Source organism: Streptosporangium sp. NPDC049248, assembly GCF_040678965.1.
In the GTDB taxonomy this organism is placed as follows: Bacteria; Actinomycetota; Actinomycetes; order Streptosporangiales; family Streptosporangiaceae; genus Streptosporangium; species Streptosporangium fukuiense.
On the sequence record NZ_JBFAQY010000010.1, the window covers coordinates 12,085 to 36,835 of the forward strand.

The 24,751-nt window shown below is 70.3% G+C and carries 27 protein-coding genes; 13 read left to right on the forward strand and 14 right to left on the reverse strand.

All coding sequences use genetic code 11. The annotated features are described in order from the left end of the window. The 3 genes from AB0K21_RS19650 to AB0K21_RS19660 form a co-directional block, all read right to left on the reverse strand. A partial coding sequence (locus tag AB0K21_RS19650; protein ID WP_364151664.1) for a cellulose binding domain-containing protein occupies positions 1 to 770 on the reverse strand: 770 nt, incomplete at its 3' end. 684 nt (positions 771 to 1,454) lie between these two features. Further along, on the reverse strand, positions 1,455 to 2,582 hold the full coding sequence (locus tag AB0K21_RS19655) for a putative sulfate exporter family transporter (protein WP_343982427.1): 1,128 nt from the start codon (positions 2,580 to 2,582) through the stop codon (positions 1,455 to 1,457). Further along, entirely contained in the window at positions 2,582 to 2,716 is a 135-nt protein-coding gene (locus AB0K21_RS19660) for a hypothetical protein (protein ID WP_343982430.1), read from the reverse strand. The genes AB0K21_RS19655 and AB0K21_RS19660 overlap by 1 nt, the downstream gene beginning before the upstream one ends. A gap of 177 nt (positions 2,717 to 2,893) precedes the next feature. On the opposite strand from AB0K21_RS19660, the gene leuE reads away from it, so the two are divergent. Then, positions 2,894 to 3,547 carry a leucine efflux protein LeuE gene (gene leuE, locus AB0K21_RS19665; RefSeq protein WP_343982433.1) on the forward strand — a complete coding sequence of 218 codons (654 nt, stop codon included), beginning with the start codon at positions 2,894 to 2,896 and terminating at the stop codon, positions 3,545 to 3,547. Here the strand turns inward: leuE and AB0K21_RS19670 are convergent. Beyond that, positions 3,528 to 3,875, reverse strand: coding sequence for a luciferase family protein (locus tag AB0K21_RS19670; RefSeq protein ID WP_343982436.1), 348 nt, complete (start codon positions 3,873 to 3,875; stop codon positions 3,528 to 3,530). The genes leuE and AB0K21_RS19670 overlap by 20 nt on opposite strands. A gap of 295 nt (positions 3,876 to 4,170) precedes the next feature. Here AB0K21_RS19670 and AB0K21_RS19675 point away from each other — a divergent pair, with 295 nt between their 5' ends. From AB0K21_RS19675 to AB0K21_RS19685, 3 genes are all read left to right on the forward strand, one after another. Beyond that, the gene (locus AB0K21_RS19675; RefSeq protein WP_343982439.1) at positions 4,171 to 4,815 is read left to right on the forward strand and encodes a VC0807 family protein; all 645 of its coding nucleotides are present in this window, start codon (positions 4,171 to 4,173) and stop codon (positions 4,813 to 4,815) included. Positions 4,816 to 4,833: 18 nt separating this feature from the next. Next, positions 4,834 to 5,340: a TspO/MBR family protein gene (locus tag AB0K21_RS19680; RefSeq protein ID WP_364151669.1), complete on the forward strand. Its 507-nt coding sequence runs from the start codon at positions 4,834 to 4,836 to the stop codon at positions 5,338 to 5,340. Positions 5,341 to 5,575: 235 nt separating this feature from the next. Next, positions 5,576 to 6,205, forward strand: coding sequence for a VTT domain-containing protein (locus AB0K21_RS19685; RefSeq protein WP_364151672.1), 630 nt, complete (start codon positions 5,576 to 5,578; stop codon positions 6,203 to 6,205). 12 nt (positions 6,206 to 6,217) lie between these two features. On the opposite strand, the gene AB0K21_RS19690 is transcribed toward AB0K21_RS19685, so the two are convergent. Next, positions 6,218 to 6,619, reverse strand: coding sequence for a lipocalin-like domain-containing protein (locus AB0K21_RS19690; protein ID WP_343982448.1), 402 nt, complete (start codon positions 6,617 to 6,619; stop codon positions 6,218 to 6,220). A gap of 210 nt (positions 6,620 to 6,829) precedes the next feature. On the opposite strand from AB0K21_RS19690, the gene AB0K21_RS19695 reads away from it, so the two are divergent. The 4 genes from AB0K21_RS19695 (at position 6,830) to AB0K21_RS19710 (ending at position 10,844) form a co-directional block, all read left to right on the forward strand. Further along, positions 6,830 to 7,660 carry a DMT family transporter gene (locus AB0K21_RS19695; RefSeq protein WP_364151675.1) on the forward strand — a complete coding sequence of 277 codons (831 nt, stop codon included), beginning with the start codon at positions 6,830 to 6,832 and terminating at the stop codon, positions 7,658 to 7,660. Positions 7,661 to 7,668: 8 nt separating this feature from the next. After that, positions 7,669 to 8,907 carry a glycosyltransferase gene (locus AB0K21_RS19700; protein WP_364151678.1) on the forward strand — a complete coding sequence of 413 codons (1,239 nt, stop codon included), beginning with the start codon at positions 7,669 to 7,671 and terminating at the stop codon, positions 8,905 to 8,907. A 156-nt stretch (positions 8,908 to 9,063) separates the two neighbouring features. Continuing rightward, positions 9,064 to 9,789, forward strand: a complete 726-nt coding sequence (locus tag AB0K21_RS19705; protein WP_343982457.1) for a DUF998 domain-containing protein — start codon at positions 9,064 to 9,066, stop codon at positions 9,787 to 9,789. Between the two features lie 122 nt (positions 9,790 to 9,911). Next, entirely contained in the window at positions 9,912 to 10,844 is a 933-nt protein-coding gene (locus AB0K21_RS19710) for an acyl-ACP desaturase (protein ID WP_364151681.1), read from the forward strand. Positions 10,845 to 11,074: 230 nt separating this feature from the next. On the opposite strand, the gene AB0K21_RS19715 is transcribed toward AB0K21_RS19710, so the two are convergent. Both AB0K21_RS19715 and AB0K21_RS19720 read right to left on the reverse strand, forming a co-directional pair. Beyond that, positions 11,075 to 12,310 carry an MFS transporter gene (locus tag AB0K21_RS19715; RefSeq protein ID WP_364151684.1) on the reverse strand — a complete coding sequence of 412 codons (1,236 nt, stop codon included), beginning with the start codon at positions 12,308 to 12,310 and terminating at the stop codon, positions 11,075 to 11,077. Positions 12,311 to 12,530: 220 nt separating this feature from the next. Further along, positions 12,531 to 13,376, reverse strand: coding sequence for a helix-turn-helix transcriptional regulator (locus AB0K21_RS19720; protein WP_343982465.1), 846 nt, complete (start codon positions 13,374 to 13,376; stop codon positions 12,531 to 12,533). Between the two features lie 133 nt (positions 13,377 to 13,509). On the opposite strand from AB0K21_RS19720, the gene AB0K21_RS19725 reads away from it, so the two are divergent. From AB0K21_RS19725 to AB0K21_RS19740, 4 genes are all read left to right on the forward strand, one after another. Further along, positions 13,510 to 13,776 (forward strand): Atu4866 domain-containing protein, encoded by a 267-nt coding sequence (locus AB0K21_RS19725; RefSeq protein WP_364151687.1) that lies wholly within the window; start codon positions 13,510 to 13,512, stop codon positions 13,774 to 13,776. Continuing rightward, the gene (locus tag AB0K21_RS19730; RefSeq protein ID WP_364151690.1) at positions 13,773 to 14,507 is read left to right on the forward strand and encodes an SDR family oxidoreductase; all 735 of its coding nucleotides are present in this window, start codon (positions 13,773 to 13,775) and stop codon (positions 14,505 to 14,507) included. The genes AB0K21_RS19725 and AB0K21_RS19730 overlap by 4 nt, the downstream gene beginning before the upstream one ends. Before the next feature lie 147 nt (positions 14,508 to 14,654). After that, complete coding sequence (locus AB0K21_RS19735; RefSeq protein ID WP_364151693.1) at positions 14,655 to 17,393, forward strand: AAA family ATPase; 2,739 nt, start codon at positions 14,655 to 14,657, stop codon at positions 17,391 to 17,393. A 12-nt stretch (positions 17,394 to 17,405) separates the two neighbouring features. After that, positions 17,406 to 17,747 carry an anti-sigma factor gene (locus AB0K21_RS19740; protein WP_343965535.1) on the forward strand — a complete coding sequence of 114 codons (342 nt, stop codon included), beginning with the start codon at positions 17,406 to 17,408 and terminating at the stop codon, positions 17,745 to 17,747. Here AB0K21_RS19740 and AB0K21_RS19745 read toward each other — a convergent pair. The 3 genes from AB0K21_RS19745 to AB0K21_RS19755 all read right to left on the reverse strand — a co-directional run bounded on the left by AB0K21_RS19745 (position 17,737) and on the right by AB0K21_RS19755 (position 20,027). Continuing rightward, the gene (locus AB0K21_RS19745) at positions 17,737 to 18,072 is read right to left on the reverse strand and encodes a DUF1330 domain-containing protein (protein WP_343965533.1); all 336 of its coding nucleotides are present in this window, start codon (positions 18,070 to 18,072) and stop codon (positions 17,737 to 17,739) included. The two genes, AB0K21_RS19740 and AB0K21_RS19745, sit on opposite strands and share 11 nt — an antisense overlap. Positions 18,073 to 18,134: 62 nt before the next feature. After that, positions 18,135 to 18,503: a nuclear transport factor 2 family protein gene (locus AB0K21_RS19750; protein WP_343965530.1), complete on the reverse strand. Its 369-nt coding sequence runs from the start codon at positions 18,501 to 18,503 to the stop codon at positions 18,135 to 18,137. Positions 18,504 to 18,707: 204 nt separating this feature from the next. Continuing rightward, positions 18,708 to 20,027, reverse strand: a complete 1,320-nt coding sequence (locus AB0K21_RS19755) for an MFS transporter (RefSeq protein ID WP_364151698.1) — start codon at positions 20,025 to 20,027, stop codon at positions 18,708 to 18,710. A gap of 54 nt (positions 20,028 to 20,081) precedes the next feature. Here AB0K21_RS19755 and AB0K21_RS19760 point away from each other — a divergent pair, with 54 nt between their 5' ends. Continuing rightward, positions 20,082 to 21,176, forward strand: coding sequence for a LacI family DNA-binding transcriptional regulator (locus AB0K21_RS19760; protein WP_364151701.1), 1,095 nt, complete (start codon positions 20,082 to 20,084; stop codon positions 21,174 to 21,176). On the opposite strand, the gene AB0K21_RS19765 is transcribed toward AB0K21_RS19760, so the two are convergent. The 4 genes from AB0K21_RS19765 to AB0K21_RS19780 form a co-directional block, all read right to left on the reverse strand. Beyond that, the gene (locus tag AB0K21_RS19765) at positions 21,148 to 22,290 is read right to left on the reverse strand and encodes an acyltransferase (protein ID WP_364151704.1); all 1,143 of its coding nucleotides are present in this window, start codon (positions 22,288 to 22,290) and stop codon (positions 21,148 to 21,150) included. The two genes, AB0K21_RS19760 and AB0K21_RS19765, sit on opposite strands and share 29 nt — an antisense overlap. A 540-nt stretch (positions 22,291 to 22,830) precedes the next feature. Continuing rightward, positions 22,831 to 23,028 carry a hypothetical protein gene (locus tag AB0K21_RS19770; protein ID WP_364151707.1) on the reverse strand — a complete coding sequence of 66 codons (198 nt, stop codon included), beginning with the start codon at positions 23,026 to 23,028 and terminating at the stop codon, positions 22,831 to 22,833. A 351-nt stretch (positions 23,029 to 23,379) separates the two neighbouring features. After that, positions 23,380 to 23,682 carry a DUF397 domain-containing protein gene (locus AB0K21_RS19775; protein WP_364151710.1) on the reverse strand — a complete coding sequence of 101 codons (303 nt, stop codon included), beginning with the start codon at positions 23,680 to 23,682 and terminating at the stop codon, positions 23,380 to 23,382. Then, complete coding sequence (locus AB0K21_RS19780) at positions 23,679 to 24,560, reverse strand: helix-turn-helix transcriptional regulator (protein ID WP_364151713.1); 882 nt, start codon at positions 24,558 to 24,560, stop codon at positions 23,679 to 23,681. Before AB0K21_RS19780 ends, AB0K21_RS19775 begins: the two co-directional genes overlap by 4 nt. Positions 24,561 to 24,751 lie beyond the last annotated feature (191 nt).

Sequence of the window (24,751 nt, forward strand, 5' to 3'; positions counted from 1 at the left end):
ACCCGGTAACCGGTCACCGAACCCGACGACGCACCCCACGACAACGCCACACTGTTCGCCCCGCCCGTCGCCGACACCGCACCCGGCTTACCGGGGACACCCGTGGTGCAGCCGGTGGTGGTGGCACTGGCCGGGTCGCTCTTCGGCCCCTCACCCGCCGAGTTGTACGCCGCCACCGTGTAGGTGTGCGCCTCGCACACCCCCAACCCCGACACCGTCGCACTCGTCCCGGTCACCGTCGCCCTGACCGACGCCCCCTCGTACACCCGGTAACCGGTCACCGAACCCGACGACGCACCCCACGACAACGCCACACTGTTCGCCCCGCCCGTCGCCGACACCGCACCCGGCTTACCGGGGACGGTGGTACCGGTGTCGCCGCCGCAGGCCGCGCCGTTGAGCGTGCAGTTGGACGGAGTGATGCCGCCGGGGCTGCCGTTGAAGCCGAAGCTCGCGGTCGCGCCGGGCGCCAGGGTGCCGTTCCAGCCGACGTTGGTGAAGGTGAAACGCTGCCCGCTCCGGCTCAGCGACGCGTCCCAGAAGGCACCGATGTTGGCACCGGAGGGCAGGTCGAAGGCGACCGACCAGCCGTTGATCGTGGTGGTACCGCCGTTGGTGATCGTGTACTTGCCCTCGAAGCCGGTGCCCCAGTCGGAGACCTTGGTGAAGACGGCGGTGGGGGATGCGGCCTGGGCGGGTAGTGCGACCGTCATCGCCAGGACGAGGGCCGCCAGGGCGACGAGAGAACGAGCGATGGCGCGTAATTTCACGTTAACCTCATGCGTTCTGTGGGGGGTGTGACCGTACGGCCCGCGCCACGCGGGGAGGTGCGCGGGCGCGAACGTGGACGCGAGCCGTACGGCGAGGTGGGCGCGGTCCCGCCGTGGCGAGACCGTTCCGTTGATCAGCGCGGGACGCCGGGGACCGCCGGGCTCATCGAGTCACGGGCGCCGCCACCGTCGCACGCTCCGGGCGTCGCCGATCGGCGGGTGAGAGTGCGGCGACGGCGGCGCCGGAAGCGGCCGGGACGGGGGCGCCGGGCATGGCCGGGGCGAGGGCGCCGGGCGCGGACAGGGCGCGGCGAGGGTTTGCAACTGCTGTCAGGACGAGGAGGGGAAAGGTGCGCCGCATGATCGCTCCCATGGACGTGGAACCTGGGGGGTGAGGCGTCCGGACGGTCGGACCTTCGGTTGCGGCGGCTCACGCCGCCGGGTTTTCGCAGCTCATGATCTGGTCACAGGGGGCGCACGAGCCAAGGGCACCCCCATTCGGCACTTCTTTTAGGAAAGTTTCCTAAGAGTTGTCGTGATCGTAGCCTTGACAGAGTCCTGCCACAAGGCCCAAAAACGTCAATCGCCGCACCGCCGGACAGGAACGTTCCAAAGCCCGGTTCCCCGGCACGGCTTCGGCGTCCGGCACGGCGAACCGCACCGGACGCGCGCCTCACCCGAACCTCAGGTGACGTCGAAACCGCTGAAGAGCAGCAGGGCCAGCCCCAGGGCGACGACCACGTTGACCGCGGTCGCGGCGGCGAAGAGCCCCACCGGGCGCCAGCCGGCCTCCCTGAGCGAGGCCACCCGGAACTCCAGGCCGATGCTGACGAAGGCCAGGATCAGGAACCAGACCCGCAGGTCGTTGACCACCCCGATGGTCGCCTTGCCCGCCGCGGCGGTCACCGTGGACAGCCACCAGGTGGCGATCACCGAGGCCGCGACGAAGCCGAGCACGAACTTCGGGAAACGCCGCCAGAACTCTCCCGGCCCCGGGCGCTCCGCGTCGGCACGGCGCTCGATCCGGAAGGCGAAGTAGGCGGTCAGCGCGATGGTCACCACACCGATCAGCGCGTTCTGGGTGACCTTCACGATGCTCGCCACCGCGAGCGCGTCATCTCCGACGATCGCGCCGGCGGCGGTCACCGCGGCGGTGGTGTCGATGTTGCCGCCGATCCACGCCCCCGCCACCTCCGGGCTGAGCCCGAAGACCCCGGCCAGCCAGGGCAGGACGAAGATGGACGGCAGGGCGAAGGCGATCACCAGGCTGGCGCTGTAGGCGAGCTGTTCGCGCCTGGCCTGGACGGCGCCCGCCGCCGCGATGGCCGCGCTCACCCCGCAGATCGACACCGCGGCCGACAGCAGCGCGCGGAGCCTGTCGTCCAGGCCGAGCCTGCCGCCGAGCCACCAGGTGAACAGGAAAACCGCGGTGATCAGCACGATCGCCTGGATGATCGCGGGACCGGCGGCCGTGACGATCACCTTGAGGTTGATCGAGGCGCCCAACAGGACGAGACCGGTCTTGATGAAGAACTCGGTGCGGAAACCTCCGGCGAGGCGGTCGCGCAGCCCGGTCGCGGTCAGGACCGCGTTTCCCGCCAGTCCCAGGATGATCGCGTACACCGGATACTCGACGGCGGCGCCGATGTCCCCGAGCGCGGTGCCCTCAAGCAGGTCCGGCACGTTCTTGTCCAGGTAGCGGGTGGCCGCGGCCAGCAGCAGGACGACCAGGACGCCGAGCAGCGCCCACCCCCCGCCACTCCCGGAGACGGCCGCGCCGATCTCCACCTTCTCTCGCCTCCCGGCGCTCATCAGGGCACCAGCCCGACGGGGATGACGCCGAGGAGCACCAGCGCCAGGAGCACCAGCCCGACGACCGTCGCCGCCCAGTCCTCGTTGATCGCCGTCCGGCCGTCGTCCGCGGTTGGGGGATCTGTCTCGCTCATCTCACGACCTCACTCGTTGTTTCGCGGTACACCCCCCGAGCTATTTCATGTTAATTCGATAGGAATTAAAGGTAAACCGGGCGACCTAACTTGCCGACCATCGGACCCACCGGCCGGCAGGCACATCTCCGGCGGTACGGTAGCGAGGCATCCCATACCGCCCCCTGGAGCACCACCATGTTCTTTGGCATCACCGACATCTGGACCTACGTGGTCGGCGCCTTCTTCATCATCCTGCTGCCCGGCCCGAACTCGCTGTACGTGCTGAGCACCGCCGCCCAGCGCGGGGTACGCCAGGGGTATCGAGGGGTGATGGGGGTCTTCCTCGGCGACACCGTCCTGATGGTGCTCGCCGCGGCGGGGGTCGCGTCACTGCTGAAGTCGACGCCGATCCTGTTCAACGTCGTCAAGTACGCCGGGGCGGCCTACCTGGCCTGGATCGGGTTCCAGATGCTGCGGGGGGCCTGGCGCTCACGGCGCTCCCCCGAGGCCGCGCGGGCGGCGGCCCCCGAACCGGAGCGGACCGCGGAGAGCCCCTTCCGCAAGGCCCTGGTGATCAGCCTGATGAACCCGAAGGCGATCCTGTTCTTCATCTCGTTCTTCATCCAGTTCGTGGACCCCGCCTACGGCACCCCCGCGCTGTCGTTCCTGATCCTGGGCGCGATCTGCCAGGTGTTCAGCGTGCTCTACCTGTCGGCGCTGATCTTCGGTGGCACGTTCCTGGTCGGCCGGTTCCGGGCTCGCCGCGGCATGTCGACGGCGCTGCGGACGGGCGTGGGCGCGCTCTTCATCGGCTTCGGCGTGCGGCTGGCTACCGCGACCCTTGGTTGACCTTGATCGCGACGCTGACCAGCGAGAGGAACAACTCGGCGTCGGCCCGTCCCTCGATGGTCATGGCCACCCACCCGGCGTCCGCGCCCGGAGTGACCCGCCGGCAGTCGGTGAGCACCCGGGCCCACCGATCGATCACGTCGGTGGTGAGGAGCAGTTCCGCGGTGTGATCGCCGGACATTCTGACGATCTCCCGGCCGCCGGAGCGAAATCCCAGCCCCCGGCGGGTGCGTTTCAGCGCCAGGTCGGGCCAGCCGATGAGCTGGGCCGCCACATTCGCGACGCCCTCGGTGGAACGGCGGGACGCGCGCGTGCTCAGCACTGCCATGTCTCCCATGGTCGCGGACCGGACCCAATCGGGAAAGCTTCCGTTTCTCAACCGTTACCGGGCAAGTGATCGTCTTCATTAATCGTAATAATTCACACTTCCCTCGCACCCGATTGAGATGGTAATGAGCGGTTTTCACGAGAAGGTGGACCTCGGTCAGATACGGTGAGTGGCCGGTGAACAGCCGGAGACGGCGATCTCCGCGATCGCCCTCGACATGGTCGGCATGTGTACGTCGTGCCGGGGTAGGCGCGAACGTCCAAGCGCCCACCATCGCACCAGCCCGTGGAGCGTCATGAGCCATCAGCCCATCGTCCTCCCCCGCCTCGCCGCTCTGGCCAGACAGGCGGCGCCGAGACTGCTTGAGGGCGTCGTCGCCCCCCTCGCCGTCTTCTACGCCGCGCTGGCCGTCCTCGGCCTGCGGGGCGCGCTGGTCGCCGCGGTCACCTGGGTGTACGCGGGGGTGGGGTGGCGGCTGGTCCGGCGGATTCCGGTGCCCGGGACGATGATCCTCGCCGTCATCGCGATCACCGTCCGGGCGCTGCTGGGGTTCTGGACCGGGAGCGCGGTGCTCTACTTCCTCCAGCCCGAGCTGGGGACGATCTGCATCAGCATGGTCTTCCTCGCCTCGGTCCGGCTCAACCGCCCGCTGGTGCAGCGGCTGACCCTCGACTACATCCACCTGCCGTCGGCGGTGCTGAGACACGAGCGGGTCCGCCGGTTCTTCGCCCGCATCACCCTGCTGTGGGCCTTCGTGCTGCTGGCCAACTCCGCGGTGAGCATCTGGCTGCTGCTGCACGAGTCGATCGGCACCTACCTGCTGGTTCGTACCTCGACCGTGGCCGTGATCAGCGGCCTGGCCGTGGCCTTCTCGCTGTACGCCTTCCGCCGGGTGCTACGCCGCCTGCACTACGACCCCCTCACCGCCCCGCCCGCCTGACGGGGCAACCTCCGCGCGGTGAACGCGCGAAAAGAGGGCAGGGAGGTTCGCATGGCCATGGATCGGATACCAAAACGTTGGGCCGGGCTTCCGGTGTTCGTCGTCGCGCTCGTGCTGGTGGCGGTGGTGGGGTCACTGGCGGCCGTCAACGCCGGCGGCGAGTACCTGTCACTGGAGCGCCCGCCGTGGGCGCCGCCGCAGTGGCTGTTCGGCCCGGCCTGGACGGTGCTGTACATCATGATCGCCCTGTCCGGCTGGCTCGCCTGGTCGGCGCGCGGCCTGACCCCGGCGCTCGGTGTCTACGCGGTCCAGCTGATCCTCAACGCGGCCTGGACACCGCTGTTCTTCGGCGCCGGGCAGTACGGCCTGGCGTTCGCGGAGATCGTCGTCCTCTGGCTGGCCATCGTGCTCAACATCGTGCTGTTCTGGCGGATCAGCCGCCCCGCCGCCTGGCTCCTGGTCCCCTACCTGCTCTGGGTGACCTACGCGTCCTCGCTGAATCTCGCCATCTGGCAGCTCAACTGAGCGTTCCCGCTCCGTGCGCGGGCCTCCGTGTCGCTCCCCGACGAAAGTCGGAGGTGGTCGGGGCCGTTCGGGGGATGTGGCGGGCCGTGCCCGGTTCCTAGGGTCGGCGGGACGGATCTCATGGTGATCTCAGGGGCATGACCGGAGACCTCGGGGGTTCTCCCGGATGTCCGGAGATCACCGGGGGTGTCAGCGTTCCGTACGAGGCATCCCCGCCCCCTGACTGGAGCCCGGTGTGACACAGGCAATCCTTGACACCCTGCACGACGCGATGGCGTCTCCCTGGATCTATCCGGCGCTGTTCGCGCTGGCGTTACTCGACGGGTTCTTCCCCGTGGTGCCGGCCGAGACGTCCGTCATCACCGCCGGGGTGTTCGCCGCCGCCACCGGCGCGCCCGACCTGCCGCTGATCGTCGCGGCGGCCGCGCTGGGCGCGTTCGCGGGTGACCACGTCTCGTACGCCATCGGGCGCGGCGCCAACGACCGGCTGCGTAGCGGCAGGCGCAGCCGCAGGACGTTCGCCTGGGCGGAGCGGGCACTGGCGGAACGGGGCGGGCTGATCCTCGTGGTGGCCCGCTACATCCCGGGCGGCCGTACCGCCTGCACCCTCACCATGGGCGCGGTCGCCTACCCCCGGCGCTCGTTCGCCCTCTTCGACGCGGTGGCCGCGCTCTCCTGGGCGCTCTACTCGGGACTGATCGGCTACGTGGGCGGCGCGGCCTTCGAGAACGACCCGGTCAAGGGCCTGCTGCTCGGTCTCGGGATCGCCGTGACGATCACCGCCGCGGTCGAGGTCGTCCGCTACCTGCGCCGGCCTCGGGTCCCGGCGGAGCCGCAGGCGAGCCTGGTCACCTCCGGCGACTGACGCCGTCGGCGTTCATGATCGCTTCCAGATCAGAGTGTGCCACCGGCCGTCCTCCTCCGCCGCCAGCACCAGACGGTCGCCGTCGGCGTTCAGCTCGCGGATCTGGACGGTGCCGACGAAGGCCGGGTTGAGCGACAGCTCGACGTCGTGGGCGACGTACCCGTCGCGGATCTCGTAGCGGCCCGCGTAGGCGAAGAACGAGGTGAACGCCTCGGCCAGCACCTCCGGGGGCGCCTTCCGCGGGCTGACACCGGGTAGCGGGGATCGCCCGGCGCGCGCGATGGTCGCACTCATGTGGCCGTCGGGGGTGTAGCAGAGCAGCCCTACCGCGTCGGCGCCGAAGGGGTGCGAAACCCTTCCTCCGGCACTGACGATCCGCCACTCGACCAGGCGCCAGGCGCCCACGAGATCCATGCCCGCGAAACTATGACAAGAGAAGCCAGCTAGTCAACAGCCCCGATGCGAATCCCGGGGAATTCCCCGAGAAGTCAGGGTTAATCCCGATGGCTCCGGCACCTCCGGCCACGGGACGCTTCCACTGTTCATCGCGAGACCCCCACCGGACGCCTTCCCGAGGCGATCCGGTCATCTCGCCATGGCTTCATCTGGTTGGGAGGAGTGCGCATGACCGTGCTGGCGGCAGGCCTGGCGTTGCTGGGCTCCCTGTTCTTCGCACTCGGCGCCGCGCTGCAGCAGTTCGAGGCGTCGAGCACCTCCCGCGCCGTCCTGAGACACCTTGTCCGCCGCCCCAGGTGGCTGCTCGGTGGCCTGGCCATCGCGGCGGGCACGGCCCTGCACGTCGTCGCGCTGAAGTACGGCCCGCTCACCGTGGTACAGCCGATGGGCGTGGCCAGCCTGCTGTTCGCCCTGCCCTGCGCCGCCGCGCTGCGACGTCGCAGGCCGCGGCCGGGCGAACTGGCCGCCGCCGCGGTGATCTCGATCGGGTTGATCGGCCTGGTGCTGGTCGTGCCCGACCAGGGCGGCGACCCGCACCTCGGCACCGGGGAGGCGGTGGCCCTGCTCGCGGGGGCGGCCGCCGCCTCCCTGGCGCTGTGGACCGCCGCCAGGCAGGCCTCCCCCGCCGCGAGAGCCTGCCTGCTCGCCATGGGCGCGGGCGTGCTGTACGGCGCGACCGCCACGCTCACCCGGGTCCTGGTCGACGGGGGCGGGGAGTTCTGGTTCCTGCTCGCCGTCCCGATGCCCGCTCTGATCGCACTGGCCCTGCTCCAGCGCGCCTACGCAGTCGGCCACTTCGGCGTCGCCTTCGCCGCCCTCCAGGTGTCCGACCCCCTCACCGCCGTCGTCTTCGGCGCCCTCCTGCTCGGTGAACCACTGCCGACCGGCGTGGCGGCGGTGCTCACCGCACTGGCGGCGGCGGCGCTCACCGCCGCCGGAACCGTCTCACTGGCCCGCACCACCCCGATGTCCCCATCGCACGACGTGACAGCGCGATGAACAGCACGATGAACGGAGTCCTGATGGCCATGCCGTCCGCCGCCGCCCTGCCGATCCCCGCGCGGGTCCCCGCCGTCCTTCCCACCCGGCCTCGCCGGGTGCTGATCGCCACCGACACCTACCCGCCGGACGTGAACGGCGCCGCCTACTTCACGCACCGGCTGGCCCGGGGCCTGGCCGAGCGGGACAACGAGGTCCACGTGGTGTGCGCCTCGGCCTTGGGCCCGGCCGGGACCGAGCGGGTGGAGGGGGTGACCGTGCACCGGCTGCGCTCGGCACCGGTGCTGGTCCACCCGACCATGCGCGTCTCGGTGCCGACCCGGCTGGACCGGCTCATCGACGAGATCTCCCCCGACGTGGTCCACACCCAGGGGCACTTCGTCGTCGGCCGCGCGGCGATCTCCGCCTCCCGGCGTGCCGGCATCCCCGTCGTGGCGACCAACCACTTCATGCCGGACAACCTCTTCCAGTTCGCGCACATCCCCGAACGGCTCCGCACCAGGGCGGGCGCGCTGGCCTGGAAGGACTTCAACCGGGTCTTCTCCCGGGCGGACCGGGTCACCACACCCACCAGAATCGCGGCGGGACTGCTCACCGCGAAGGGCTTCGGCCCGCCGGTGGAGCCCGTCTCCTGCGGCATCGACCTGGCGAGGTTCCAGCCGCGTGCCGAGCCGAAGGCGTGGGCGCGCGGAGCCTTCGGCCTGCCCGACCGGGACACCATCCTGTTCGTCGGCCGGCTGGACGAGGAGAAGCGGCTGGACGAGCTCATCCGTGCCCTGCCGCACGTGCTCAACAACGCCGACGCGCAGATCGCGCTGGTCGGCACCGGCGGGCAACGGGCCGCACTGGCCCGGCTGGCCGACCGGATCGGAGTCGGCGACCGGGTGACCTTCCTCGGTTTCGTGCCGGACGAGGCGCTGCCCCAGGCGTACGCCGCCGCCGACGTCTTCGCCATGCCGGGCGTCGCGGAGCTGCAGAGCATCGCCACGCTGGAGGCCATGGCCACCGGCCTGCCGGTCGTCGCCGCCGACGCGATGGCCCTGCCGCACCTGGTACGGCCCGGCGAGAACGGTGGCCTGTTCTCACCGGGCGATGTCCGGGAACTGGCGCGGCACCTGAGTACCCTGCTCGCCTCACCGGGACTGCGTGCCTCGATGGGCACCGCGAGCCGCGCCATCGCGCTGACCCACGACCACCAGGCCTCCCTGGCCAGGTTCGAGGCGATCTACCGGGAGGTGGCGCGGTGATCCCCCGGCGCGGGACGCCGGGCTCCGCGGTGATCTACCAGGACATGGCGCGGTGAACTCCGGGGCGAAACACCGGAGGCGATGCAATGAACCCCGAGACGATTCACCGGGAGGCGGGGCGATGGACTCCACAGCGTTTTACCGAAAGGCCGCACGATGAACAAGGACCTGCCGTCCCGGCTGCCGGGTGTGGCCGGGCCGCTGCTCGCCCTGGCCGCGATGGGCTACGCGCACCTGGCCTCGGCGGACGCGGTGAGCCCGTTGAACGGCCTGGTCAGCGAGTACGCGCTGCGCGTTGACAGTGCCTGGGCGATGACCGGCGGCACGATCGCCCTGGCCATGGGCTGCCTCTGGGTCGCGTACCTGCTGGCCAGGGTGGACCCGGTGCGCGGCGCCGCGGCGCGCGCGCTGTTCGTCGCCTCGGCACTGGGACTCCTGCTCACCGCCACGTTCCCCACCGACGCGGCGCCCGGTGTCACCTCGATCGGCGGGGAGATCCACCGCTGGTCGGCGGCCGTCGTCTTCACCGCGCTGCCCTGCGCGGGGTGGATGCTCGGCCGCCGGTCCGGGAGCCGGGCACTGGCGGGGGCCGCTGTCGCCTCCGTGGTGCTGCTGGCCTGGTTCCTGGCCGCCCACCCGGGCTCGCTGGTCTCGGATCTGATCGGCGGCCCCGACCACTACGGCCTGGCGCAGCGTCTGCTGCTGCTCTCCGAGATGACGCTGGTCCTCCTCGCCGCCCTGCGATCAGGCCACCTGGACGGCGACGACGCGACCGACCGCCTCGGCCACCGGCGGCCCGGGAGCGACCGGGGTGTGACGGTCCCCATCCAGCCCGGCCCGAACGACGCCCGGCGCCCTCACCAGCCGATAGGTCGCCTCTGACGACGAGGCCGCCCCCTCCGCTCGCTTACCGGCGAGTGAATGAGGCGTGTCGCACGTACCCGACAGGGTATTACCTACGCTAACGTAGGTTACGGTTGCGTAGTCTTTGAGGGAGAGGCCTGATGCGAAAGTTCAGTGAGACCGAGCTGCTGCTCGAACTTGAGCCCGTCGTCGCGGGAGAGCTGGACCGGCACCACAAGATGGCCAAGGAGTGGTTCCCGCACGAGTATGTGCCCTGGTCGGAAGGCCGGAACTACGACGGTCTCTTCGAGGGGGACGCCTGGGACGAGTCCGACACCAAGATCCCCGAAGAGGCTCGGATCTCCCTCATCGTCAACCTGCTGACCGAGGACAACCTCCCCAGCTACCACCACGAGATCGCCACGACCCTGGGCCGCGACGCGGCGTGGGGCACCTGGGTGCACCGCTGGACCGCCGAGGAGGGCCGCCACGGCACCGCCATCCGCGACTACCTGACGGTCACCCGCGCGGTCGACCCGGTCGCGCTGGAGCGTGCCCGGATGGTGCACATGGGCGAGGGCTTCACCAACTCCTACGAGGGCGTGCTCGCCTCGGTCGCCTACGTCTCCTTCCAGGAGCTGGCCACCCGCATCTCGCACCGCAACACCGGCAAGGCCTCCCTGGACCCGAACTGCGAGCGCCTGCTCGCCAGGATCGCCGCCGACGAGAACCTGCACATGCTCTTCTACCGGAACCTGCTCAACGCGGCCTTCCAGCTCGCCCCCGACCAGACCATGCGCGCGGTGACCGACGTCGTCACCACCTTCCAGATGCCCGGTACCGGCATCGAGGGCTTCACCCGCAAGGCCATGACCATCGCCAACGCCGGGATCTACGACCTGCGCCTGCACATGGACGACGTGCTGCAGCCGGTCCTGCGCCAGTGGGACGTGTTCAACCTGAAGGACCTCGGGCCCGAGGGCGAGAAGGCCCGCGAGGAGCTCTCCGAGTTCCTCGACCGTCTGGAGACCACCGCCTCCCGCTTCGTCGAGCGCCGCGAGGCCCGTCGCGCCCGCCAGGCCGCGAACGCCTGAAGCCCCCCGCACCCGAAGGACCGCGGAACGCGGTCCCTCTTCCTTGCCACGCTCCGCCTCGGAGTGAGGTGAACAGCTCGAACGTGCCGCCCACGGCTGATCGAACGATCATCACGTGTCCGATCAGCCGCATGATCCGTGTCCCTCTGGACGTGTTCTTCCTGGCGCGAGGACAGGTGGGATCACCGTCCGTCCCGAGTTCTCGCAGCAGGCGGAGAACCGGGGGTGTCTCAGGCGGCCGGGGCCAGTTCGCGGGGCTGGGAGTGTTGGACGGCGGGCCTCAGGGTCCGGAGGAAGATCAGAACCAGCACGGCCGCCAGGCCGGTGGTGATCGGCGGGACCAGGAAGGCCAGGGCCTCGCCGAAGCGGTCCACGAGCTGACCGGCCACGGCGGCGCCGGTCGCGATGCCCAGGCCGATCGCGCCGGTGAGCCAGGTGAACGCCTCGGTCCTGACCTCGCTGGGCACCAGGGTCTCGACCAGCGTGTAGCCGGTGATCACCGCGGGGGCGATGACGAACCCGGCCAGGGCCGCCCCGCCGTACAGCATGGGGATGGACGTGGCGAACATCAGGACGGCGGTGGCGGCGGAGAGCAGCCCGACGCCCGCCACGAGACGGATCGGGGCACCCGCCCGCCAGCGGACGACGCCGTAGAGGATGCCGCCGACGAAGCTGGCCCCCGAGAAGGTCGCGTAGATCGACCCCGCAGTTCCGGCCTGGCCGAGTGCGGCGGTGTAGGAGGTGATGCCGACCTGGAGGCTGCCGAAGACGGTGCCGATGGCGACGAAGGCACCCGCGAGCACGGCCACCCCCCGCAGCCGGAACACCCCGCGCTGGGCACGGACCCGGACCGGCATCGGCTCGGGAGCCCCCTTGCCGACCAGGGCGAACAGCAGTGTCCCGATCACGATCATGATCAGTGCCAGTAGAAGCGCCCAGACCGGTGAGAACCCGGTCGAGATGGCCACCAGTAGCACCGGGGCGAGGGTGAAGGTCAGCTCGTCGGTGATGGACTCCAGGGCGAAGGCCACATCGAGCCTGCCCGAGCCGCCGAGCAGGTGCGCCCAGCGGGCCCGGACCATCGAGCCGATCTGCGGCACCGTGGCACCGGCCAGTGCCGCGACGACCACCAGCGCCGGGGCCGGGGCATGGGCGGAGGCCAGCACGAGCAGCGTGCCCAGCGCGGCGGCGTGCAGACCGACCTGCGGGAACAGCACCTTCGCCTGACCGTGCCTGTCGGCCAGCCGCCCGGACTGCGGACCGGCCAGCGCCGCCGCCACCGCGGCGGCGGCAGCGGCGACACCCGCCACACCGTACGAGCCGGTGGACCACTGCACGAGCAGCAGGACGCCGAGCTGGAGCATCGCGTACGGCAGGCGCGCGGCGAACGCGGGGACGAGGAACCGCCAGGCTCCGGGCGTACTGAGCACGGCGAAGTACGACTTCAACAGATCTCCGTCCAACATCCAGACGGAGACTCCGCCCGGCTCGGGAGCCCACCGGGGGTGGTGGGCTTCGACCGGGGTGATACCGCTGTCGCGGCCGCCGAGCGGTCAGTGCATGCGCCCCTGTGGAACGCAACAGCCATCTACCTTATGCCACGAACCGCCCTTCTCCCGCTCGGCCGAGCACCACGAGCCCTCGCCGCCCCCTCCAGGCCGTCGCTTCAGAGGAGGTCACGGGCACTCAATCGGCCGAACGGTCCAGGGGCTGTCGTCGGGTGGCGCCTATGCTGCCGAGCAGGGTGAGTGCCTGGGCACTGGGGCTGCCGGGTTCGGCATGGTAGATGATCAGTTGCTGGCCGGGCGCGTCGCGTACGTCGAAGGCCTGATAGGTAAGGACCAGGGGGCCGACGTCCGGGTGCATGAGGTGTTTCGCGTCCCGGGTCTTGCCCCGCACGTCGTGGGCGCTCCACAGGGCCGCGAACTCGCCGCTCTGCTCGGTCAGGATCCGTACGAGCTCGCGGAGCCGGGGATGCCCGGGGTCGAAGCCGGCCGCCTGCCGCAGGTTGGCCACGGTGGCCTGGGCGGCCCAGTTCCAGCGAGTGTAGAAGTGCCGCCCGGCGGGGTCGAGGAAGGTCATCCGGGCCAGGTTGTCGGCGGGCTCGAAGGGCGAGAACAGGGCCTCGGCCAGCGCGTTGGCGGCGAGGATGTCCAGGGTGCGGTTGACGACGAACGCGGGAGTGTTCGGGTAGCCGTCCATCAGCTGGCGCAGTGCGGGACCGACCGTGTCCCGGATCTGGTCTGGCCGCTCGTTCGGCGCGGCGCCCGCCAGCCGGTACAGGTGCGCGCGGGCGTCGGCGTCCAGATGCAGGGCACGGCTGAGGGCATCGAGCACCTGGGGTGAGGGATGGCGTTCGCGCCCCTGTTCCAGGCGGGTGTAGTAGTCGGCGTTCATACCGGCCAGAACGGCGACCTCCTCGCGCCGCAGTCCGGCGACCCTGCGGACCCCGTAGGTCGCCATGCCGACGTCCTCAGGCCGCAGGCCCGAACGGCGTGCCCGCAGAAAGTCTCCCAGCTCGTTGTCAGCCATACTCCCAGGTTAGACAGGCGGACGGCGGCCTGCCCGGGTGTGTCACCCCCAGGCAGTGAGCGTCCTGGTTGGCGGCCCGCGACCCGCCCAGACTCGGTGGCGAAGGGCAGATCGCGACGCGAGGGAGAGAACCATGACGAGGACCACCGATGACGGGAAGGTGGACGTGGTCGGCATGTGGGTGACCGCGGACGGCCACATCCGCCAGGAACTGCGAGCGGACGGCCGGTACGACGAGGCACGCGGCGACCGGCGCAGCGCGTACACGGGCCGGTACACGGTGACCGGCGGTCATCTGGACTACGTCGACGACACCGGATTCACCGCCACGGGCGACATCCGCGACGGCGTGCTCTACCACGAGCACCTCGTGCTGTACCGGGAGAAGGAGCAGGTATGAGGGCATCGGCCAAGGTCGTCGCGGTCACCGGGGCGAGCAGCGGGATCGGCGAGGCGACGGCGCTCCGCCTGGCCGCCGACGGCTATCACGTCCTCCTCGGCGCGCGGCGTACGGACCGGCTGGAACAGTTGACGGCAAGGATCATCGCCGACGGTGGCAGCACCTCGTTCCGGCGGCTGGACGTCACCGATGCCGCTGACGTGCGGGCCTTCGTGGCCACCGCGCGGGAGCGGTACGGGCGACTGGACGTGGTGGTCAACAACGCCGGCGTGATGCCGCTGTCACCGCTCGCGGAACTGAAGGTCGACGAGTGGGACCGGATGATCGACGTGAACGTCCGCGGGGTACTCCACGGCATCGCCGCCGCCCTGCCGGTCATGCGAGAGCAGGGCGGCGGGCACTTCGTGAACATCGCCTCGGTCGGCGCCTACGAGGTGTCGCCGACCGCCGCGGTGTACTGCGCCACCAAGTTCGCGGTCCGCGCGATCTCCGAAGGGCTGCGCCAGGAGTCCGCGGGCGACATCCGGGTGAGCGTCGTCTCCCCCGGCGTCACCGAGTCCGAGCTGGCCGACTCCATCTCGGACCCGGTGGCCCGCGAGGCCATGAAGACCTACCGGTCGGTGACCATCCCGGCCGAGGCGATCGCGGACGCCGTCGCCTTCGCGATCAGCCGGCCCGCCGAGGTCGACGTCAACGAGATCGTGATACGCCCGGCCGCCGGCGCCCAGTGACAGCGTCGTGCCGGATGCCGCAGGCCGTCAGCCCCGTGGTCCCACCGGGAGAGCGGTCAAGCGGCTCCCTTGTATGCCGCCGAGGTCGGTCTACGGATTCTTATCTGCAGATATAGGCCATTACCGGGCTAATGCCAGGATGAGGTGATGGACGCGGGGAAGCTGCACGGGAGGAAGTCCGAAGAGGACGCGATCGCCGAACTGCTGGCGGGAGCCCGGGCCGGCACCAGTTCGTCGCTGGTGCTGCGCGGCGAGCCGGGCATCGGCAAGACGGCGTTGCTCGACCACGCCGCCGCGACGGCCGGGGACATGCGGCTGGTCCGCGGTACGGGAGTCGAGTCCGAGGCGGAGCTGCCGTTCTCTGGGCTGCAGTTGTTGCTGCGCCCGGCGCTCGGATCCCTCGCCGCACTGCCCGGCCCGCAGCGCGAGGCCCTGGAGGCGGCGTTCGGGCTCGGGCCCGCGGCCGGCTCCGAGCCGATGCTGGTGGGGCTGGCGGTGCTCTCCCTGCTGGCGGAGCACGCGGGCGAGACGGGACTGCTGTGCCTGGTCGACGACGCGCAGTGGCTCGACCGGGCGTCGCGGAACGCGCTTCTGTTCGCCGCCCGGCGCCTGCGCGCCGAGGGCGTGGTCATGATCTTCGCCGCCCGGGACGGCGAGGGATCCTTCCCTGCCCCCGGCCTTCCGGAGTCGCGCCTCTCCGGGCTGGCCCCGGAGGCGGCCGCGGCCCTGCTCGACCGGCATCCGCTCACACCCGCCGTGCGCTACCGCCTGCTCGCCGAGGCCGGCGGCAACCCGCTGGCTCTGCTGGAGTTGCCGGTCGCCCTGGCCGCCGAGGGCGGCAGCGCGTTCTCGCCGGGGGCGCTCCCCCTCACCGGCCGCCTGCGACTGGCCTTCCACGGTCAGGTCAGCCGGATGCCGGAAGCCTGCCAGAGCCTGCTCCTGGTGGCGGCGGCCGACGAGACCGGAGAACTCGCCGTGATCCTGCGTGCCGCCGCCGCCCTGGGGGCGGCCGTCGAGGACCTGTCCCCCGCCGAGCGGGCCGGCCTGGTGCTCCGCGGTGACGCCGACGACACCACGATCCGCTTCCGCCATCCTCTGATCCGCGCCGCCGTCTACCAGCGGGCGCCGCTCGGGCAACGCCTCGCCGCCCATCGCGCGCTCGCCGCGGCCCTCGGCTCGCCCGAACACGCCGACCGCCGGGCCTGGCATCTGGCGTCCGCCGCCACCGGAGCCGACGAGGAGGCCGCCGCCGCGCTGGAACGCACCGCCGCCCGTGCCCGCGAACGCAGCGGCCACGAGGCGGCCGCGGCGGCGTACGAACGGGCGGCCCGCCTGAGCGCCGAGCCCGCCGCCAGGGCCCACCGCGAGGCCCTGGCGGCGGAGGCGGCGCTGGAGGCGGGGGATCTGGAGCGTGCCAGAGCCCTCGGGGGCCGCGCGGCCCGGCGGCTGGACGAGGCCCCGACGGTGAACGCGCGGATCGCCCAGGTGCGGGCGCTCGCCGACTTCTGGCAGGGCTCCTACCCCTCCGCCCACCGGTTGCTGCTCGACGGCGCCGGGCTCGTCCACGACACCGATCCGGGCCAGGCCGCCGGGTTGCTGATCCAGGCCGTTCACACCTCCTGGTACCTGGGGGAGCGGCAGCTCGCGGCGACGCTGGACCGGCTGGCCGCGCTGCCGTTGGACGACGCGGATCCACTCGCGCCGGCGGGGTCCTACCTCGCCCATCTCGACCGGGGCCGTTCCGAGCGGCCGCCGCCGCTGGGCGACACCCTCGCGGCGATGCGGCGGCGGGGCCGGGCCCCCGACCAGGCGTTGATGATCCTCTGCGGAGCGGCGCTCGCGTTGGGCCAGGACGCCGACGCCTACGAGCTGGCGGTCGCGCTCGCCGCCGAACACCGCGCCCGGGGCGGCGCCGGGCGGCTGCCGACGGCGCTGTTCTTCATGGTCGAGGGCGAGGTCTTCACCGGACGGCACCTGGACGCGCTCGCCACGGCGACCGAGGCGCTGGGGCTCGCCCGCGACACCGGTCAGCGGCAGTGGGTCAGCCAGTTCAGCAGCGTGCTCGCCTACCTTGACGCGGCCAGAGGGGAGGAGGCAGCCTGCCGGCGCAACGTCGAGGAGGGGCTGGCGGGGGCCACCACCGGGGGCATCTCCCCCGGCGCGCCGTGGGCGCACTGGTCACTCGGGCTGCTGGACCTCGGCCTCGGCCGCGCCGAGGCCGCGCTCGCCCGCTTCGAGCGCCTGACCCACGAGCCGATGCGCCATCACATCTGCGCCACCCGTTCCACTCCCGACCTGGTGGAGTCGGCCGTACGGGTGGGGGCGCCGGAACACGCCGCCGAGCCCCTGGCGCGCTTCGAACGGTGGGCCGAGTCGGTCCGGCAGCCGTGGGCCGACGCGCTCGTGCTGCGCTGCCGTGGGCTGCTCGCCGCCGACGACCAGGCCGAGGCCTTCTACACGGCGGCCCTCGAACTGCACGACCAGGACGGCCGCGCGCTGGAGTACGCCAGGACCGCGCTGCTCTACGGCGAGTGGCTGCGCAGGGCTCGGCGGAAGGCCGAGGCCCGCGGATCGCTGAACGATGCCCTGGAGGTCTTCGACCGGATCGGCATGCGGCCGTGGGCCGAGCGCACCCGCGGCGAGCTCGCCGCGACCGGCGCCCAGGACCGGGGCGCCAGGCCCGCCGAAGGCGTGGCCGCCGGCCTCACCCCACAGGAACTGCAGATCGCCCGGCTCGCCGCTCAGGGCCTGTCCAACCGCGACATCGCCGCGCAGCTCTTCCTCAGCCACCGGACGGTCGGCTACCACCTCTACAAGGCCTATCCCAAGCTCGGCGTCGCCTCCCGGAGCGAGCTCAAGGATTTCGCCGATCGGCTGGGGCTGTGAGATCCTGCCTCGATGAGTACTCCGGAACAGGTGCTACCCGGGCAGATGCTCACCGTGGACGTCGACGAGGTCCCGCCGATCGAGCTGGGTCCCGGTGTCCACGTACGGGCGCTCCCGGGCCTGCCGGGGATCAGGACATGGGTGATCGACATCGCCCCGGGTATGGAATGGCCGAGTCCGGATGTCCACGAGACCTACGGCGAGGTGTACTTCGTCGTGAGCGGCGAGGTCATCGAGGGGGACCACATCCACGGCCCGGGCACCTACGTCGCCTTCGGCCCGGAGACGAGCCACCGTCCCCGTACGGAGACCGGCGTGCGGGCCTTCGGCTTCAACTACGACGTCACCGCCTGAGCTCGGCGGCCTTCGCGGACGCGTCATGGCCGGGCCCGACGCCTTCGACGATGATCACCTCGCCCTCCAGATGGTCTGCTCGCAGCGGCAGGATCGCCTGGTAGGCGGCCGACTCGTACCAGTCCCGGGCGTTCTGCCCCGACGGGAACTCAAGCATGATGACGCTTCCGGGCCACCGGCCCTCACGGACGTCCACCGCTCCTCCGTGGACGACGAAGCGGCCGGAGAACGGTTCCATCGTCGGCTGGATCCTTTCCATGTACTCCAGCACCTCCGGATGGAGCTCCTCCGGGTCACGAAGATGCGCGATCACATAGGCGGTCATGGTTTCCCCTCTGTTCCGTGGACGGCCGGGGCGGACCGGCCCGGCGGCCCGCCCCGAGGTGTTCAGGCTCCGGCCGGCACCTTGTCGAGAAAGCCGAGCACCTGGCTGATCCGCCCGTCGTCACCGATCACCGCGACGTCGAAGCCGATGACGATCGGCTCGGCGCCCTCGGGTCCCAGGTGCCAGGTGAACCGCGCGATGTCGTGGTGGGCGTCCACGGCGCCGCCGAGGCTGAAGACCAGCCCGCCGAACTGACCCTGGACCGCCGCGATGGTGGCGTCGAGCCCGTCCCTGCCCCGAACGGAGACCAGCGGGTCGGTGTACACCGCGTCCTCGGCGAAGACCTCCGCCAGAACGGCCTGCCGCGCGGCGGCGTCGGTCTCGTTCCACGCGGCGAGGTAGCGCTGGACCAGCTCGTTCATGTCGCTCATGTCTCTCTCCTCAGTGGTCGTGCTCTCTTGTGACCACCAAGTTAGGAGGACGGGAACGACGGGGAATCTGACACGCTTAAGTACTTTCGCGCACGCCTTCAGTAGTCCGCCCGGTGAACGCCGGGAAGCGAACGATCTCCTTCGACCAGGCGAGACGACCGGCACTGCGAGCCATCCGGGAAGGTCGGCCTGATGGCCGGGTTGTCATGAGGTGCGGCCGGAGGCCTGCTTCGCAGGGGAGAGGTCTCCGGGGTCCCACCAGGAGCCGGTGCGGGCGGCCGCTCGCAGGGCGGGCCAGGACAGGGCCGCGAGGGCGGCGGCCAGGGCGGCGACGGCCACCATCGCACCTGACAGGCCGGTGGCCTCGGCCCAGCGCCCGACGTAGCCGGGGCCGGCGAGGAAGCCGAGGTAGGCCACGGTGGACACCACGGATGTCGCCCTCCCTCTGGCGGCCTCGCCGACCTGGGCGGCGACGACGCCCATCAGCATGGGGAAGAGCACCGCCGTACCGGCGGCGGCCAGGGCCAGCCCGAGCAGGACCACCGGGACTGACCTCGCGCCGGACACCAGCAGGGTCCCGGCCGCGGCCGTCGCGGCGCCCGAGACGAGCACGGTCGTGGCGTGCCGGGAACCGAGCGCGCCGGCGGCGAAGCGGGTGAGGGCGACGACGGCGGCGAAGACCGCCGGACCGGCTGAGGCGAGCGCGGGACCGGCGTCGGCCACATCCGCCAGGTAGACCGCGCCCCAGCTCTGGTGGGCGTTCTCCACCGCGAAGGCCAGCGCGCCCAGGGCGCCGACCACGAGCAGCGGGAACAGCCGCACCCCTCTCCCACCTGATCGGCTCACCGCGTCCCCGTGCCGCTCGCCGTCCTGCACCTCCGCCCGGCCACTGCCCTTTCTCTCACCTGCCCGGCTCACCGCGTACTCCGGCCGCTCGCCGCCCCGGACGGCCCCCGCCGCGACCGGGGCGACCCGCGCGTCGGCGACGACACCGAGCGCCGCGCCGGTCGCGGCGACCGCGACCAGCAGGAACGGTACGACGACCGGCGCTCCCAGGGCGCCGAGCAGCCCGGCGGAGAGGCTGCCGACCACCACCAGGGCGGAGAAGGTGCCGTGCGCGCGGGTGATGACCGGCCTGCCGGAGGCCCGTTCCGCCGAGCCCGCCGCCGAGTTGATCGCGACGTCCGCCGCACCCGAGGAGGCGCCGAGCAGGGCCAGCCCCGCCGACAGGCTCCAGAAGTCGCGTCCGGCCACGGCCACCAGCGTCCCCGCCGCGCCGAGCGTCACCAGCAGCAGCGCGGCGACCCGGAGCCCCCAGCGGTCGACCGCCCTGCCGGTGACGAGCATCGCGGGCAGCGCCCCCGCCCCGATGAACAGCAGCGCCATGCCGAGTTGCCCGTCCCCGAGCTCCGCCTGGGCGCGGATCGCGGGCACCGAGGCACCCCACACTCCCCAGAAAGCACCGAACGCGGCAAAGCCCGCATAGGCCGTACGCGGCCGGGCGCCGCCCCTCTCCACTGACACGTGTGTAACGATACACAAACCTCTTGTGTATCGATACACAGATATCCTCGGCCCATGAGCGGACGGACGGCACGACGCCGGGTGACCATGGCGGAGGTCGCCCGCGCGGCAGGAGTGTCCGTGATGACCGTCTCGTACGCCTACGGCCGGCCAGGACGGGTCTCCGACGAGGCGCGGGCCAGGGTCCGCGAGGCCGCCGAACGCCTCGGTTATCCGGGCCCGCACCCCGGCGCGCGGTCACTGCGCCGAGGCCGCACCGGCAACCTGGGCGTCGTCCTCGGCGAGCACCTCACCTACGCCTTCGACGACCCGCAGGCGACCCGCTTCCTGTCCGGCGTCGCCCAGGTCTGCGCCGACCACGGCATGGCCCTGACGCTCGTCCCGGTCACCGGAGCCTCCTCCGACGTCGACCGGGTCACCGAGGCGGCCGTCGACGCCTTCGTGGTCTGGACGACCGCCGACGACGACCCCGTCATCGACGCCATCGTCGCCACCGGCCTGCCCGCCGTGATCCACGGCGGCCCGCTCCGCGAGGGCCTGTCCTTCGTGGCCGCCGACGACCGCGCCGCCGCCACGGCGGTGGGCCGCGAGGTCTTCGCGGGGGCACGACGTCCGGGAGTGCTGAGCTTCCCTCTCGACCGCGGCCGGATCTCCCAGATCGCCTTCGGCACCCAGGGCTCCCCAGAAGCCGCCCCGGACGGCGCGTCCCCTGGAGTCGACCCCGACGCCTCGACCTTCCGGGTCACCCGGCAGCGCCTGCGCGGCTACCGCGACGCCTGGGCCTCCACCGGCGGCGACTGGTCACAGGTCCTGGTCGCCGTCTGCTCCACCAACAGCGCGCACGAGGCCGAAGCCCTCGCGGCCGAACTGCTCACCGGCCCGTACGCCTGCGACGCGATCGCCGCGATGAGCGACGAGCTGGCCCTCGGCGCGCTGCGCACCGCCGCCCGGCTGGGCCTGAGCGTCCCCGGCGACCTCACCCTCAGCGGCTGGGACGACTCCGACGCGGCCACCCCCGCCGGGCTCACCACGATCGCCCAGTCCCTCCGCGACCAGGGCGCCCACTGCGCCCGCACCGCCCTCGGCCACCCCGCCGGCACTGACGTCTCCTGGCACCTGATCAGCCGCGCCTCCACCCGGCGGCCCTGAGATCCGGCCGAACCGCCAGGGTGAGAAGCCGTTTCAGCAGGGGCGCCAGCGGGCGTTCGACCAGGATGTGGATGACGTAGGCCGCCAGGCACATCAGCGCCACCATGCCGACCAGCAGCACGTACCGCTGCACGATCCCGCCGAGCCGGTCGAAGACGATGAAGCCGACGTGCGCGTGGATCAGGTACAGCGGGTAGGTCAGGGCTCCGGCGACGGCGAACCAGGGGCGGCCGAGCCGCCGGGTGACGCGGAGCGAGACGAGGAACAGCACAATGAAGATCGCGACGATGACGGCGACGACGACGGAGCTCTCGATCTCGGTGCGGTAGCGGGTGCCCACCTTGCCGGCGAACTCGATACCCCGGTAGACGGCGTTGCCGAAAGAGATCAGCACGATCGCGGCGAGCTGCGCCGACAGGCCGAACCGGTAGACCAGGCACAGGGCCATGCCCGCGATGAAGTAGTGCGAGAACTGCGACTGCACCACCAGGTCGGCCACCGAATGGACCGGGGCGGGAAGCACCCCGCTCTGCAGCAGGAAGGTCAGCGCCAACCAGCCCCACAGCACCCCGACGACCCGGCTTCGGGTGATGCCGATCCAGGCGAGCACGAGGACGAGCGCGTAGAACCTGATCTCGGCCCACAGCGTCCAGTAGACGACGTCGATGTTGGGAATGTCGGGCAACGAATTGAACATCGTCAGATTGGCCAGATACTGCACGAGCGTGACGGGGTACCTGCCCATGCTCAGCGTGACGGAGACCAGCGCGGTAATCGTCACCGCGACCCAGAAGGCCGGATAGAGACGGACGATCCGGGACACCAGAAAGGCCCCCGGACGACGGTTCCAGGCACTGAGCAGCACGACGAAACCGCTGATCAAGAAGAACATGTCAACGCCCAGGTAACCGAACCTGGCGAGCTCACTCCCCGCCGGAAAAGCGACCTGAATCGCACCGCCCGCGTACCCGGAGAAGACATAGTGGTATATCGCCACGGAGACGGCCGCGGCGATCCGGAGTGCGTCGATTTCGTAGAGCCGGTCGCGATTCGGGACACGGTTCCGCCCGACCCCTGAAACCAGGCCGGGAGACCTGTCGCTCTCCGCGACCATACTCCGAGAGGGGGAAGGGTTCACTTGACCTCGGCCATCAAACGCTAGCTCTTCGTACGGACAGGCGAAGGGCAGCCTCAGCGCCGATATCCCTCGGACGGTCCACCCCTACTTATCGATACCGGTTGGACACTTTGCCATATCGGCCAGGGATGCGCCGATAAACAGCAGATTCCGTTGATGCCGATGCCATTCAGAGTAACCGTCGAATCAGCATTCGGCCCCGAATATCGACGAACTGTTCGAGATCTTTGACGACCCTTCTCGGACCTATCAGACGAATCATGCCATAAAGATTACCGAACCCGAATATTGTTCTCAGAATCCCCACCGGCCGCACTTCCCGAAATGAAAAATGAAAGATCTTACATAGTTGCCCATCGGCGCAATGATGTTGCCTTTCAGTGCCATGTACCGACGAAAGAGATTGGATGCCACGGCTGCCGGAGGCGTTCGTCAGTGCCGTCCACACGGGTGACAGTCTGGAAGCACGAGGCACTCCGACGGAGACGGGGACCTGCTGTAATCACGGCCAGGTCATCAAGCCGGGGTGTAGCCGACCGGCATCTTCACCTCTTCGAGCACGCGCCCGGCCAGGAGTGCGTCCTTGCTCCCGGCTCGCCGGACATCCCCCATGCGATGGACGCGGTTCGCGCGATCTCCGTCCCACACCCTGGCCCAGCGTTCCCTCGTCGACAGCCTCAGTGTGCAGATCATCGACTGGTCGGTGATCTGCACGGGCGCATCCTGGTGCCGCGACTTATCGACGCGGGTCACACATCGGCCAAAGCGGCTGCGGGCCGCAGTCGTCGGCCGGGCACGGGTAGATGACATCAGCCTCGGCAGGACTCCGAGGGGTCGTCAATGCCGAACGAGTGGATTCCACCCCGGTTATCGAACAGTCTCGTTGCGGCAGCGGTTCGCCAGGCTCACCGCGACCGGGGCGCCTGCTGCGTCTACACCGCTCCCCCTCCGGCCGGTGCACAGCGGTACTCGTATCTCACTACAACGATCACGGCTCCCGGCACGCCGCTCCCATTCCCTCCAGACCGGTCTCATTGCAGCGGCGAGGAGTGACCACTCAAGATGTCAAGCCAGGTTCGCGAGATGGCCGCCCTTGATGCTTGCGAGGAAGGCATCCCACTCGGCGGAAGTGAAGGCCAGCACCGGGCCGCCGGGGTCCTTGGAGTCACGGACCAGGAAGAGACAGTCAGCATCTGTTCTGCGTTCAGGCTCGGCTTGAGGGCTGCTGGCGAGTGCGACTTCCACACAACTGCCGCCGTTCCCACCGCTGAGGGAGATCTTGCGCCAGACGCCGATCTCGACGCACTGGCCGCCGTTGGCGTTGCTCTGGCTGGACTTACGCCAGACCACTTGGGAGAGATCGATCATGGGCATGCTTCTCCATCCACTCGCATATCCCGGATAGCCTGCTCGATCAAGCTGCGGGTCTGGTCTGGTTCGAGGGCTCGTGCGCGCAGATGCTCGAAGAGCAGGACATATGCGTCCACCTCTCGCGAATCCTCCAAATAGACGCTTCCCTGCCAATATTCAACATAAACAGTTTCTGGATCGGACATCTTATGGAAATTTAGAACGGTGAATCCGCCATCCATCGCGGGGTGAACACCAGCCGAAAAAGGCAGGACCTGGAGTGTGACATGGCTCCTCTCGGAGAGTTGGATCAATCGCTGGAGTTGATCCTGCATGGTCTGGGCTCCCCCGACCGGTCTGCGGATGACCGCCTCGTTGAGGATGCACCACATCATGGGCGGATCGGATCGCTCCAGCACTCTTTCCTGTCGCTTCATCCGAATTGAGAGGCGTAGCTCCATCTCTTCAACCGGTGGCAGCACGGGCGCGGATCTCATGACGGCTCGCGCGTAACCTTCGGTCTGGAGCAATCCGGACACGAACTCCGACTGGTATTCCCGGAAGGTCGCCGCCTCTTCCTCCAGGCCGACGTAGCTCTGGACCCATTCTGGGATCGCCTCGGACACCTTGTACCACCACCCGCGCCTGCGGGCATCGCGGGCGAGTTGCATGAGCGCTTCTCTGCGTTCGCCGGTGACCCCATAGAGATCAAGCATCATGGCCACAAGGGCAACCGTGGCCGCACTCGTGGCCGATTCAATCCGCGTGATGGTGACGGGCGAACACCCCACATGCTCGGCCGCCTGGTCACGCGTCAGCCCCGCCTCCTTCCGGAGGCGTTGCAGTTCTGCCGCAAGGCGACGTCTGCGAACCGATGGGCTTCGCTGAGCACCCATGACACTCCTCTCCGTGACCGACCTATCACAGTCTGTCGAAGTGATCTTCATTCATCAACATGCACGATGTTCATTTCGATTCTTATTGCCGACAGAGCAACGGTCATACAGACTGAACACCCAGAGTGACGACTTGCTCATGGAGAGCAATCGGTAACTTTCGGCCGAACAACTTCAAATCGAAAAGGGGT